Below are 12060 nucleotides of genomic sequence, written 5' to 3' on the forward strand. Positions count from 1 at the left end.
TCCGAAAACGCGCACGAAAACAAGACGACAGAGCGTCGTTCGTTCGAATGGTTGTCATCTGGAGTGGCTGCCTCGGGACCGACTCGCGTCGGCGTTCACCGGCGGGCAACTCGGAGAACACTACGCACGCGACCCCCCTTCGTCAACTCCGTGCCAAGGACACCACCCGGGGGTATCCTGAGCCCCATGACGACGCATGCGCACACCCAGCTCTGGTGGGCCGCCTGAAGGCGGCCGACCCCTGCAGCGCATGCACCCAACGGCCGCCGCTTCGGCGGCCGTTCGCGTATCTCGACCTTGACGCCCGGCCGGCGACCGCGGCGGCCACGACAAGGAAGAAGTCTCTGAGATGACGCGGATCTTCAGCGGAGTGACACCGTCGGGGCACCTCACCCTGGGGAACTACCTGGGGGCCATCCAGCGGTGGGTCTCGGTCGACCAGCACCAGAGCCCGCACCAGGAAGACGCCCTGTTCAGCATCGTCGACCTGCACGCCCTCACCGTCGAGCACGAACCGGCCCGGCTGCGACGGCTGACACGGCAGACGGCGACACTCCTGCTGGCAGCCGGTCTCAACCCGAAGGTGTGCACGGTATTCGTGCAGAGCCACGTCGACGAGCACACCCGGCTGTCGTACGTACTGGAATGCACCGCCACGGACGGCGAGCTGCGGCGCATGATCCAGTACAAGGAGAAATCCGCGAAACAACAGTCGGTGCGGGTCTCCCTGCTCACCTATCCGGTGCTGATGGCGGCGGACATCCTGGCGTACCGGACCGACGAGGTGCCGGTCGGCGACGATCAGGCGCAGCACGTCGAGCTGTCCCGTGATCTGGCGGTCCGTTTCAACCAGCGGTACGGGCACACGTTCACCGTGCCCCGTGCCGTGGTCCCGCCGGTGGCCGCGCGGGTGATGGATCTGCAGGAGCCGGCTTCCAAGATGAGCAAGTCCGCGAGCGCGACGACCGGGGTCATCTCCCTGCTCGACGAGCCGGCGGTGATCCGCAAGAAGGTCATGCGGGCGGTGACGGACAGCGGGTCCGACGTCGAGTACGACCGGGTGGAACAGCCGGGGCTCGCGAACCTGCTGGAGATCCTGGCCGCCTGCACCGGCGGCGAGCCGGCGGAGCTGGCCGCGGGGTACGACTCGTACGGCTCGGTGAAGAAGGACGTGGCGGAGGCGGTCGTCGAACTCCTGCGGCCGTTGCAGGAACGCCATGCCGCGCTCTGCGCCGATCCCGGCTTTCTCGACGAGGTGCTGCGCGACGGCGCCGAGCGGGCGCGCACCCTCGCGCGGCCGACGGTGGACGCCGCGTACCGGGCGATCGGGCTGCTGTGAGAGGAAGGGGCGGGCTCAGGTGGCCCGCCCCTTCGAAGCTCTGGGAGTCCGCTGCCCTCAGCCGTTGCCGGAAGCCAGCTCGCGGCTGCGGTCGCGGGCCGCTTCGAGGGCGGCGATCAGCGCGGCCCGCACCCCGTGGTTCTCCAGCTCCCGGATAGCGCTGATGGTGGTGCCGGCCGGTGAGGTCACCGCCTCACGGAGCTTCACCGGGTGCTCGCCGCTGTCGCGCAGCATCACGGCCGCGCCGATCGCCGACTGGACGATCAGGTCGTGCGCCTGGGCGCGCGGCAGGCCGAGGAGGATGCCGGCGTCGGTCATCGCCTCGACCAGGTAGTAGAAGTACGCGGGGCCCGAGCCGGACAGCGCGGTGGCGGCGTCCTGATGCTTCTCGGGGACGCGCAGCGTCTTGCCGACCGGCTTGAAGATGTCCTCGGTGCGGACGAGGTGCGCCTCGGTGGCGTGGCTGCCCGCGGAGATGACGGACATGCCCTCGTCGACCAGCACCGGGGTGTTCGGCATGACGCGGACGACCGCGAGGCCCTCCGTCAGCCGCTCCTCGAAGAACGCGGTCGGGATGCCGGCGGCGGCGCTGATGACGAGGCGGTCGGCGGCGACGTGCGGCGCCAGCTCGTCGAGGAGGGCACCCATGTCCTGCGGCTTCGCGGCGAGGATGAGGGTGTCGGCGGCCTTCGCCGCCTCCGCGTTGCTGACGGCCTCGACGCCGTACCGGGTCCGCAGCTCCTCCGCCCGCTCCGGGCGCCGCGCGGTGACGAGCAGGTCGTCGGGCGACCAGCCGGCCCGGATCATGCCGGAGAGGAGGGCCTCACCGATCTTGCCGGTGCCGAGTACGGCGACTTTCTGGGTCATGGCGTCACCTTCGAGCGGTACGGGGGCTTTCGCGGCCATCCTCGCACCACGTGCGCCACCCGCGGCTTTTCGGTCCAACTGCCGGTACGGGGCGCGTCGGGCCGGGCGGCGGGCGTCGGGCCGGGCGGCGGGCGTCAGACCGCGCAGCCCGGCGTCGGACCGCGCGGACCGGCGTCAGGCCGTGCGGCGGCGGAGGGTGGCTGCTCCCAGGGCCAGGGCCACGAGGGCGCACGCCGCGACGACGGCCAGGTCGCGGACGAAGTCGCCGGTGACTCCGGTGTGCTGGACGACCTGCGTCATGCCGTCGACCGCGTACGACATGGGGAGCACGTCGGAGACGGCGGCGAGCACCGGCTGCATGGTGTCGCGCGGGACGAGGAGTCCGCACATCAGCAGCTGCGGGAGGAGCACGGCCGGCATGAACTGGACGGCCTGGAACTCGCTGGCCGCGAACGCGCTGACGAAGAGGCCGAGGGCGATGCCCAGGAACGCGTCGGCGAGGGCGATGACGAGGAGCAGCCAGGGCGAGCCGACGACGTCCAGGCCCAGCCCCCAGACGGCGAGCCCGGTGGCGAGGCACGCCTGGACGACGGCGACGCCGCCGAAGGCGAGGGCGTAGCCGCCGAGCAGGTCGGCCTTGCCCAGCGGCATGGACAGCAGCCGCTCCAGCGTGCCGGAGGTGCGTTCGCGGAGGGTCGCGATCGAGGTGACCAGGAACATCAGGATGAGCGGGAAGATGCCGAGGAGCGATGCTCCGACCTGGTCGAAGGTGTGCTGCTTGCCGTCGTAGACCCAGCTCAGGACCGCGAGCAGCAGGCAGGGGACGACCAGCATCAGGGCGATGGTGCGGCGGTCGTGGCCGAGCTGGCGCAGGACCCGGCGGGCGGTGGCGAGGGTGCGCAGGAGAGAGAAGGCGCGGGGAGCCCGCTCGGACGTTGCCTCGGAAGGGTCCTTGGGGGTCCCCCCGGACGGAGTTCGGGGGAGGGTGCCGGCGGGCGACGGGTGCGCGTTCATTTGGCCTGCTCCTGGCGGGTGTCGGGGAGGGTGACGACGTTCGTGCGGTGGTCGGAGCCGGCGTTGGCCGCGTCCACGAGGTGGAGGAAGGCCTCCTCGACGGTGGCGGAGCCGGTGGACTCGCGCAGCCCGTCGGGGGTGTCGTCGGCGAGGATGCCGCCCTCACGCATGAGGAGCAGGCGATGGCAGCGTTCCGCCTCGTCCATGACGTGCGAGGAGATCAGGACGGTGGCGCCGCGCTCGTCGGCGAGCCGGTGGAAGAGGTTCCACAGGTCGCGGCGCAGGACGGGGTCGAGGCCGACGGTGGGTTCGTCGAGGACGAGGAGTTCGGGTTCGCCGAGCAGGGCGACCGCGAGGGAGACCCGGCCGCGCTGGCCGCCGGAGAGGTTTCCGGCGAGTGCGTCGGCGTGGGAGACGAGGTCGACGTCGGTGAGGGCGCGGTCCACGTGCTCGCGGCGGGCGGCGCGGGTCAGGCCGAGGACGGACGCGTAGTAGTCGAGGTTCTGGCGGGCGGTGAGGTCGGTGTAGACGGACGGCGCCTGGGTGACGTAGCCGACGCGGGAGCGGAGCCGGGGGTGGCCGGCGGCGCGGCCCAGGACGTCGAGAGTGCCGGTGACGTGCGCCTGGGTGCCCACGATCGCGCGCATGAGGGTGGATTTTCCGCAGCCGCTGGGGCCCAGCAGACCGGTGACCTGACCGCGCGGGACGGTGAACCCGAGGCTGTTCAGGACGGTACGGCTGCCGCGGACGACGGTCAGTCCGTCGGCCCGTACCGCCGGTTCAAATTTATTCATCATGTGATGAATATCCTCCGCCGGCGGGTCCTCGTCAAGCGCCCGGCGGGAGCTCGTCGAGCACCGGCGTCCGCTCGTCGGGCGCCGGCGCTCATGGGGACAGGGGTCGGGTCGGTCCGGGTCTGCTCAGGGTCATCCCCTATGGCGTTCAAGAGGCGGCCGCAGGACTGTGGCGGTATGAGGCGTTCATCCCGCGACATCGATGTGACCAGGTCCGAGAAGCGGCAGTTGGCCGTGGCCTCGGCGACGCTCGGGCCCTGGCGGCCCGCCGCGGCCGTGGGAGCGCTGGGCGGCGGAGTCTCGCTCGCGCTCCATGCCATCGGGGGTGACTTCGGACTCGGCATGGTCGTGAGTGCGCTGTCCGTCGCCCTGATGCTCTTCTTCCTCGTCGGCGGGGCCGGCGCGGTGCTCGGCACCAGCGCCAAGGCCGACCGCCGGATTCGCCGCTGGGCGCGCGCGCATCCCTGGCAGGTGGCGGTGGTGCCGGCCGGGCTGCTCTTCGTCTCCGACTTCGTGATGCGGCAGATCCTGAGCAGCGAGGGCTTCTTCGGCAGCCTGTGGGACGGCCTGTGGCGCGGCGCGATCGTGGCCGCTGTCGTGGGTTCGGTCGGCGCGGTGGCGGCCTCGCGCCGCAGCTAGGAAGACACGACCTGGGCCATGACCTGGCGAGGGCTCAGGCCCGGAGGGCCACCGTGACGTACGGCCTGAGGGCTCAGGCCCGGAGGGCCACCGTCACGTCCGTGACGTACGGCTCGTCGAGCACGCCGTCGGGGAACAGCGCGAGCAGCTCCTCCCGCTCCTCGCGCAGGACCGGCTCCGCTTCCGCACCCAGCACGGCGAGGAACGAGTGGGTGCCGAGGGTCCGGAGCCGGTCGTCCACGGTGATCCGGCGCGACCAGCGGACGGAGTGCGTCCCGGTGCGGACCGCGAAGGGCGCGAGCAGGCCGGAGGCGGTGTGCGGGAAGCCGGGCGCCCGGTAGCCCGGGCAGCGTTCGGCGAGTCGCGCTTCCTGGTCGGCCACCCAGCCGTGGCTCAGGTCGGGAACGTTCCACCACATGGCCAGCGCGCCGTCCGGGCGCAGCACGCGCAGCGCCTCGGGGACCGAGCGGGCCGGTTCGGTCCAGTGCCACGCCTGGGCGTACGTCACGAAGTCGGCGGCGCCGTCCGCGAAGGGCAGCGCGTTGCCGTCGGCCCTGACGAGCGGAACGGCCGGCAGCGTGGCCCGGAGCTGCGCGGCCATGCCGGCGCCGGGCTCCACCGCGGTGACGCGCGCTCCGCGCGCTGCCAGCAGACGAGTGCCGATGCCGGTGCCCGCGCCCACGTCGATGACCGTGGCATCCGTCAGCGACCGGCCGGAGAGTTCCTCCACGGCGTCGAACAGCGCGGGCGGATAGCTGGGGCGGGCGGCCGCGTACTCGGCCGCGACCGCGTTGAACGACCTGGCCAGTTCGGTGTGCGACGACGACGTCATACGAACATTCTGCCGAGGCCGGGGACCGCTCGCCGGTGGATCAACCGAACGTGCCGCCTGCCCGTACCTAGCCGCGCTTGCGCTTCTTGGCGGCGGCGCGGGCGGCCGGGTTGCCGGTGCGGGTGCTGCGGCGCCGGGTGTGCAGTTCGCGGGCGCGCTCGTATTCGGCGCGGTGCAGTTTCTCGCCGGGGGCCTCGATGAGGGCGCGGACACTGTAGGCGAGCAGCGTGCCGATGAAACCGATCAGCAGAATGCCCTGTGAGGAGCCCGCTGCCGCGTCGGAACCCCTGGCGCCGGGCTCGGGGCGGCGGACGAAGCCCTCCCAGGTCTTGCGGAAGGCCAGCGCGCTGCAGACGGCGAACGCGACGACGACGAGCAGCCCGACGAAGGTGCCGACCTTCGCGATGCTCAGACCCTGGAAGCCGAAGCGCAGCACGAACGCACCGGCAGCGGCGGCGGCCAGCGCGCCGACGGCGACGCCGGCGCGGCGCAGGGCGTAGCCGCCGTCGTGGTGCACCCAGGTCGTGCCGAAGAAACGCAGGGGCTCGGGCTGGGGGCCGTCGGAGGCCGCGGGTTCCGGCTGGTCGGTCGGCTGGGTCTGGGGGTCGTCGTCCACGGTTCGATTATCGCCGAACGACACGGCCTCCGGGGACCACAAAGGGACGTATCGGAAAAACTGCCCCCGGACGCACCGCTGCCCCGCCCGGTCGGGATGATCGACCGGTCGGGGCAGCGGAAGCGCTCAGGGCCTTGCTCAGGCCCGCTTTCAGCCTTCGAGCTTGCTGACGTCGCGGACCGCGCCCTTGTCCGCGCTGGTCACCATCGCGGCGTAGGCGCGCAGGGCCGGCGAGACCTTGCGCACGCGGTTCTTGGGGGCGTAGACGCCGCCCAACGCCTCGCGGCGGGCGGCGAGTTCCTCGTCGGGGACGATGAGGTTGACGCCGCGGTTCGGGATGTCGATACGGATCAGGTCGCCGTCCTCGACGAGGGCGATGGTGCCGCCCGACGCCGCTTCCGGCGAGCAGTGGCCGATCGACAGCCCCGAGGTGCCGCCGGAGAAGCGGCCGTCGGTGATGAGCGCGCACGCCTTGCCCAGACCGCGGCCCTTGAGGAACGAGGTCGGGTAGAGCATCTCCTGCATGCCGGGGCCGCCCTTGGGGCCCTCGTAGCGGATGACGACGACGTCGCCCTCCTTGACGCGCTTGGTGAGGATCGCGTCGACGGCGGCCTCCTGGGACTCCACCACGACGGCGGGGCCCTCGAAGGTCCAGATCGACTCGTCGACACCGGCGGTCTTCACGACGCAGCCGTCCACGGCGAGGTTGCCGTACAGGATCGCCAGGCCGCCCTCGGTGGAGTAGGCGTGCGCGGCGTCGCGGATGCAGCCGTTGGCGGCGTCCGTGTCGAGGGTGTCCCAGCGCTCGGACTGCGAGAAGGCGGACGCGGAGCGGACGCAGCCGGGGGCGGCGTGGAAGAGCTCGACGGCCTCGGGCGACGCGGAGCCGCCGCGGATGTCCCAGCTCTTGAGCCAGTCGGCGAGCGAGGGCGAGTGCACGGTGTGCACGTCCTCGTTCAGCAGGCCCGCGCGGTACAGCTCGCCGAGGATGGCGGGGATGCCGCCGGCCCGGTGCACGTCCTCCATGTAGTAGTCGCCGTTGGGCGCGACCTTCGACAGACAGGGCAGCCGGCGCGAGAGCGCGTCGATGTCCGCCATGTCGAAGTCGACCTCGGCCTCCTGCGCGGCCGCCATCAGGTGCAGGATCGTGTTGGTCGAGCCGCCCATGGCGATGTCGAGCGCCACGGCGTTCTCGAAGGCGGCGCGGGTCGCGATGTTGCGCGGCAGGACGGTCTCGTCGTTCTGCTCGTAGTAGCGCTTGGTGATGTCGACGATCGTGCGGCCGGCGTCCTGGTAGAGCGCCTTGCGGGCGGTGTGGGTGGCCAGCACCGAACCGTTGCCGGGCAGCGCCAGACCGATCGCCTCGGCGAGGCAGTTCATCGAGTTGGCGGTGAACATGCCGGAACACGAGCCACAGGTCGGGCAGGCGTTCTCCTCGATACGGAGGATGTCCTCGTCCGAGACGTTCTCGTTGACCGCGTCGGAGATCGCGTTGACGAGGTCGAGCTTGCGGACGGTGCCGTCGACGAGGGTGGCCTTGCCGGCCTCCATCGGACCGCCGGAGACGAAGACGACCGGGATGTTGAGGCGCAGGGCGGCCATCAGCATGCCGGGCGTGATCTTGTCGCAGTTCGAGATGCAGATCAGCGCGTCCGCGCAGTGCGCCTCGACCATGTACTCGACGGAGTCGGCGATCAGGTCGCGCGAGGGCAGCGAGTAGAGCATGCCGCCGTGGCCCATCGCGATGCCGTCGTCGACCGCGATGGTGTTGAACTCACGCGGGACGGCGCCCGCCGCCAGGATCGCCTCGGAGACGATCCGGCCGACCGGCTGAAGATGGGTGTGGCCCGGTACGAACTCGGTGAAGCTGTTGGCGACCGCGATGATCGGCTTGCCGATGTCGGCGCTCGCCACACCGGAAGCGCGCATCAGAGCGCGGGCCCCCGCCATGTTCCTGCCGTGGGTGACCGTTCGTGACCTCAGATCGGGCACGGTAGCTCCACTCCCTCAAGTTCGTCCTCGGATCCTTCCGACAGTACGCCGTGGTTCCACGCTCTGGACAGCCTGTCCGGAATGCGGGACGAACGGGTCATATCCCGGTCACCTCCCAGGCGGGGCCGAGGCTCCGGCCAGGGTCACCCTCGGGAGGCGTCACGCCTCGGGAGGCGTCACGCCTCGGTCGGCCTCACGCCTCGGTCGGCGTCACCCTTCGGTCAGGTAACGCTGCAGCGTAGGCGCCACCAGCGCGACGATGTCCTCGACATCGGCCGAGGCCAGCGGCTCCACCTTGATCACGTAGCGCAGGATCGCGATCCCGACCATCTGCGAGGCGGCCAGCTCGGCCCGCAGCTTCGGATCCGGCACCCGCAGATCCTCCGCGATGCGCTCCAGCAGCATGCGCAGCAGGAACCCGCGCAGGACGGCCGCCGCCGTCTCGTGCGTCAGCGCGGACCGGACGACGGCCAGCAGCGGGCCACGGGTCGCCGGGTTCTCCCAGACGCCGAGGAAGTAGCGGGAGAGCCGCTCACCGATGCCGTCGGGGCCCTGCCCCACCACGTCGGGCACGTTCAGCGCGGGCTCGAAGGACGTCTCGATCGCCGCCGCGAAGACCTGCTCCTTGGTGCCGAAATAATGGTGCACCAGCGCCGGGTCCACCTCGGCCGCCTTCGCGATCGAACGGACCGACGTCTTGTCGTAGCCGCGCGCGGAGAACTCGGCGCGGGCCGCGACCAGGATGCGGTCCCGCGAGTCGGTCGCCCCGGCGCGCGTCCCGCTGGGACGCCCACGACGACGGGGCTCGCCCTTCGGCCCACCCTTCGGTGCGGCTTGCGATCCGGCTTCGGAGACGTGGTCCTGCCCGGCCGGCGGCTCACCCTTCGCCCGCGCCGTCACGCGCCGGGGACCCTGGCCGCCGTGGCCAGATGGAGCCGGGTGAAGGCCAGCGCCTCGGCGAGATCGGCCTCACGTTCGGCGGCGGACATCGCCCGCCGCGTGTTGACCTCGACGACCACATGACCGGTGAACCCGCTCAGCGCGAGCCGTTCCAGCAGTTCGGCGCAGGGCTGACCGCCACGGCCCGGCACCAGGTGCTCGTCCTTGGCCGAGCCGTTGCCGTCGGCGAGATGGACGTGCGCGAGCCGGTCACCCATCCGGTCGACCATGTCCAGGGCCGCGCTGCGGGACGTGGAGGCATGCGAGAGGTCCACCGTGAAGTGCCGGTAGTCGTCCTTGGTGACGTCCCAGTCGGGCGCGTACGCGAGCATCTCGCGGTCGCGGTACCGCCACGGGTACATGTTCTCGACGGCGAAGCGGACATCGGTCTCGTCCGCCATCCGCCAGATCCCCCGGACGAAATCGCGCGCGTAGTTGCGCTGCCACCGAAAGGGCGGATGCACGACGACGGTCGACGCGCCCAGCGTCTCGGCCGCCGCGCGTGCCCGCTGGAGCTTGATCCACGGGTCGGTGGACCACACCCGCTGGGTGATCAGCAGGCACGGCGCGTGCACGGCGAGGATCGGGACGTGGTGATAGTCCGAGAGCCGGCGCAGCGCCTCTATGTCCTGGCTGACCGGATCGGTCCACACCATGACCTCGACGCCGTCGTAACCGAGCCGGGCGGCGATCTCGAAGGCCGTCGCCGTGGACTCCGGATAGACCGAGGCCGTGGACAGCGCGACCTTCGCGTCCGGCACCCGGACCACATGTCCGGGCGCGGGAACGCCGTACGCCTGCCGGTCCGCGTACGCCTTTGGGTCCGCTCGTTCAGCCACGGGAGACAGCGTACGGCGACGGGTCAGCCGAACGGCACTCTCATCTGCGCCGACGTGACACGGTCAACATCGAACCGCGCTCATTCCCCATAAGGTCGAGTTTGCGGAGAATCACCCCTTCACGCAGCGCCCACGGACAGATCTCCAGCTCCGCGACCCCGAAGAGGTCCATCGCCGCCTCCGCCACCAGCGCCCCCGCCAGCAGCTGGCCCGCGCGGCCCTCGGAGACCCCCGGCAGCTGCGCGCGCTCGGCCCGCCGCATGGTCGTCAGCCGGGGCACCCACTCCTCCAGTGACCTGCGGGTCAGCGACCGCTGGGTGTACACGCCGTCGGCGCTGCGGGCGGCGCCCGCGATCCGTGCGAGCTGCTTGAACGTCTTCGACGTGCCCACCGCGTGGTCGGGGCGGCCGAGCCGGGAGAACTCCGCGACCGTCCGGGCGATCTCGGCCCGCACGTGCTTGCGCAGCGCGCGCACGTCATCGGTGGCGGGCGGGTCGCCGGGCAGCCAGGTGCTGGTCAGCCGGCCCGCGCCGAGCGGCAGCGAGACCGCCGCGTCCGGGTCCTCGTCCATGCCGTAGCCGACTTCGAGGGAACCGCCGCCGATGTCCAGAACCAGCAGCCGGCCCGCCGACCAGCCGAACCAGCGGCGCACCGCGAGGAACGTCAGCCGGGCCTCGTCCTCGCCGGACAGCACCGTGAGCGTCACACCGCTCTCGGCGGCGACCCGCGCGAGCACCGCCTCACCGTTGGCCGCCTCCCGGACCGCCGAGGTGGCGAACGCCAGCACGTCCTCGGCGCCCTTGTCCTCCGCGACCCGCAGCGCCTGCGAGAGGGTCGCGACCAGCCGGTCGACGCCCTCCAGGCTGATCGCACCCCGGTCGTCGAGCAGTTCCGCCAGCCGCAACTCCGCCTTGTGGGAGTAGGCGGGCAGCGGGCGCGCGCCCGGGTGCGCGTCCATCACCAGTAGGTGAACGGTGTTGGAACCCACGTCGAGCACTCCGAGTCGCATGGGACAGACGCTAGCGCCCATCCGCGCCGCAGATGGTGCGGGGGCCGCCACAGATGGCGTGGGGACCGCCACAGACGTTGTCCGGGCTCCCGGCGATCTACCCTGGCGGCGTGGCGAAGAACGTGGCAAAGAAGCTCAAGCAGTCGAAAAAGTCCCAGCAGCGGTCCGTACCCGCCTCCGTGCCCGACGAGGTCGGTCCGGACTTCGCCCGCGCCTGGGTCGAGTTCCCCGACCCGGCCGACGACGAGCAGCTGTTCCGTTGCGACCTCACCTGGCTCACCTCCCGCTGGACGTGCATCTTCGGCCAGGGCTGCCAGGGCATCGTCGCCGGCCGGGCCGCCGACGGATGCTGCTCGCTGGGCGCGCACTTCTCCGACGAGGAGGACGAACAGCGCGTCGCCGGCCACGCCGCCCGGCTCACCCCCGAGACGTGGCAGTTCCACGACCTCGGCACGAAGAAGGCCGGCGCCTGGGCCATGGTCAACGAGGACGGTGAACGCCAGACCCGCGTCGTCGACGGCGCCTGCATCTTCAGCAACCGGGCCGGTTTCGCCGGCGGGCAGGGCTGCGCGCTGCACGCCCTCGCGCTGCGGGAGGGCAAGGAGCCGCTGGAGACCAAGCCGGACGTGTGCTGGCAGCTGCCGATCCGGCGTACGTACGACTGGGTGGACCGGCCGGACGAGACGCGGGTGCTGGTCGTCTCGATCGCGGAGTACGACCGGAGGGGGTGGGGGCCGGGTGGGCATGACCTGCATTGGTGGTGCACGAGTGCTACGTCGGCGCATGGGGCGGGGGATCCGGTGTATGTGTCGTACCGGCCGGAGCTGACGGAGTTGATGGGTGTGGCGGGGTACGGGCGGTTGGTGGAGCTCTGTGAGGCTCGGCTGGCGGCGTTGTTGCCGATGGCGCCGCATCCGGCGGACCCGGCGTAGACCCTTCCGGCGGATCTGAGCGGGCGGTTCGTTGTGGGGTCGGGGGCCGGGTCCTCCGGGGTGGGTTTCGAAATCGACTATTTAGGGCCTGGCGGCCCACAAATAGCTCGGCAGCATTTCGAAACCCACCCCTGCGGCCCCCGGCCCCCTCGCGTCACCGCACCCGCGCCGTGCTCACACCGCCCGTGGTCCCGCCGCTCAGGCCGCCGGTGGGGCTGAGGACGACTCGCTCGGGGTTGGGGTGGGTG

General features: G+C 71.6%; 12 protein-coding genes. 3 read left to right on the plus strand and 9 right to left on the minus strand.

Going from position 1 to position 12060, the window contains the following annotated elements; translation table 11 throughout:
* Positions 1 to 349: 349 nt before the first annotated feature.
* On the plus strand, positions 350 to 1339 hold the full coding sequence (gene trpS / locus O3W51_RS45490; protein ID WP_269289766.1) for a tryptophan--tRNA ligase: 990 nt from the start codon (positions 350 to 352) through the stop codon (positions 1337 to 1339).
* 57 nt (positions 1340 to 1396) lie between these two features.
* Here trpS and proC read toward each other — a convergent pair whose 3' ends face one another.
* The 3 genes from proC to O3W51_RS45505 all read right to left on the minus strand — a co-directional run bounded on the left by proC (position 1397) and on the right by O3W51_RS45505 (position 4017).
* Complete coding sequence (gene proC, locus O3W51_RS45495) at positions 1397 to 2206, minus strand: pyrroline-5-carboxylate reductase (protein WP_138354142.1); 810 nt, start codon at positions 2204 to 2206, stop codon at positions 1397 to 1399.
* Between the two features lie 174 nt (positions 2207 to 2380).
* The gene (locus O3W51_RS45500) at positions 2381 to 3220 is read right to left on the minus strand and encodes an ABC transporter permease (RefSeq protein ID WP_138354141.1); all 840 of its coding nucleotides are present in this window, start codon (positions 3218 to 3220) and stop codon (positions 2381 to 2383) included.
* Complete coding sequence (locus O3W51_RS45505) at positions 3217 to 4017, minus strand: ABC transporter ATP-binding protein (protein WP_138354140.1); 801 nt, start codon at positions 4015 to 4017, stop codon at positions 3217 to 3219. Before O3W51_RS45505 ends, O3W51_RS45500 begins: the two co-directional genes overlap by 4 nt.
* Positions 4018 to 4191: 174 nt before the next feature.
* Here O3W51_RS45505 and O3W51_RS45510 point away from each other — a divergent pair, with 174 nt between their 5' ends.
* Positions 4192 to 4653: a hypothetical protein gene (locus O3W51_RS45510; RefSeq protein ID WP_138354139.1), complete on the plus strand. Its 462-nt coding sequence runs from the start codon at positions 4192 to 4194 to the stop codon at positions 4651 to 4653.
* A gap of 73 nt (positions 4654 to 4726) precedes the next feature.
* On the opposite strand, the gene O3W51_RS45515 is transcribed toward O3W51_RS45510, so the two are convergent.
* From O3W51_RS45515 to O3W51_RS45540, 6 genes are all read right to left on the minus strand, one after another.
* Positions 4727 to 5485 (minus strand): class I SAM-dependent methyltransferase, encoded by a 759-nt coding sequence (locus O3W51_RS45515; RefSeq protein ID WP_138354138.1) that lies wholly within the window; start codon positions 5483 to 5485, stop codon positions 4727 to 4729.
* Between the two features lie 67 nt (positions 5486 to 5552).
* Entirely contained in the window at positions 5553 to 6101 is a 549-nt protein-coding gene (locus tag O3W51_RS45520) for a hypothetical protein (protein WP_138354137.1), read from the minus strand.
* 150 nt (positions 6102 to 6251) lie between these two features.
* Positions 6252 to 8093 (minus strand): dihydroxy-acid dehydratase, encoded by a 1842-nt coding sequence (gene ilvD / locus O3W51_RS45525; protein WP_138354136.1) that lies wholly within the window; start codon positions 8091 to 8093, stop codon positions 6252 to 6254.
* Positions 8094 to 8303: 210 nt separating this feature from the next.
* Entirely contained in the window at positions 8304 to 8993 is a 690-nt protein-coding gene (locus tag O3W51_RS45530; protein ID WP_138354135.1) for a TetR/AcrR family transcriptional regulator, read from the minus strand.
* The gene (locus tag O3W51_RS45535; protein WP_138354157.1) at positions 8990 to 9802 is read right to left on the minus strand and encodes a sugar phosphate isomerase/epimerase family protein; all 813 of its coding nucleotides are present in this window, start codon (positions 9800 to 9802) and stop codon (positions 8990 to 8992) included. The genes O3W51_RS45530 and O3W51_RS45535 overlap by 4 nt, the downstream gene beginning before the upstream one ends.
* A 109-nt stretch (positions 9803 to 9911) precedes the next feature.
* Positions 9912 to 10880, minus strand: coding sequence for a Ppx/GppA phosphatase family protein (locus O3W51_RS45540; protein WP_138354134.1), 969 nt, complete (start codon positions 10878 to 10880; stop codon positions 9912 to 9914).
* Between the two features lie 122 nt (positions 10881 to 11002).
* Between O3W51_RS45540 and O3W51_RS45545 the strand changes: the two genes are divergently transcribed.
* Entirely contained in the window at positions 11003 to 11812 is an 810-nt protein-coding gene (locus O3W51_RS45545) for a hypothetical protein (RefSeq protein ID WP_138354156.1), read from the plus strand.
* Positions 11813 to 12060: the final 248 nt, after the last annotated feature.

It is taken from the genome of Streptomyces sp. H39-C1 (assembly GCF_027158125.1).
In the GTDB taxonomy this organism is placed as follows: domain Bacteria; phylum Actinomycetota; class Actinomycetes; order Streptomycetales; family Streptomycetaceae; genus Actinacidiphila; species Actinacidiphila fildesensis.

What these genes read in the sequence shown, in the direction of transcription:
- O3W51_RS45505 (WP_138354140.1), bottom strand. Translation starts at nt 4,017, where the DNA reads ATGATGAATAAATTTGAACCGGCGGTACGGGCCGACGGACTGACCGTC.
- O3W51_RS45540 (WP_138354134.1), bottom strand. Translation starts at nt 10,880, where the DNA reads ATGCGACTCGGAGTGCTCGACGTGGGTTCCAACACCGTTCACCTACTG.
- proC (WP_138354142.1), bottom strand. Translation starts at nt 2,206, where the DNA reads ATGACCCAGAAAGTCGCCGTACTCGGCACCGGCAAGATCGGTGAGGCC.
- O3W51_RS45515 (WP_138354138.1), bottom strand. Translation starts at nt 5,485, where the DNA reads ATGACGTCGTCGTCGCACACCGAACTGGCCAGGTCGTTCAACGCGGTC.
- trpS (WP_269289766.1), top strand. Translation starts at nt 350, where the DNA reads ATGACGCGGATCTTCAGCGGAGTGACACCGTCGGGGCACCTCACCCTG.
- O3W51_RS45510 (WP_138354139.1), top strand. Translation starts at nt 4,192, where the DNA reads ATGAGGCGTTCATCCCGCGACATCGATGTGACCAGGTCCGAGAAGCGG.
- O3W51_RS45500 (WP_138354141.1), bottom strand. Translation starts at nt 3,220, where the DNA reads ATGAACGCGCACCCGTCGCCCGCCGGCACCCTCCCCCGAACTCCGTCC.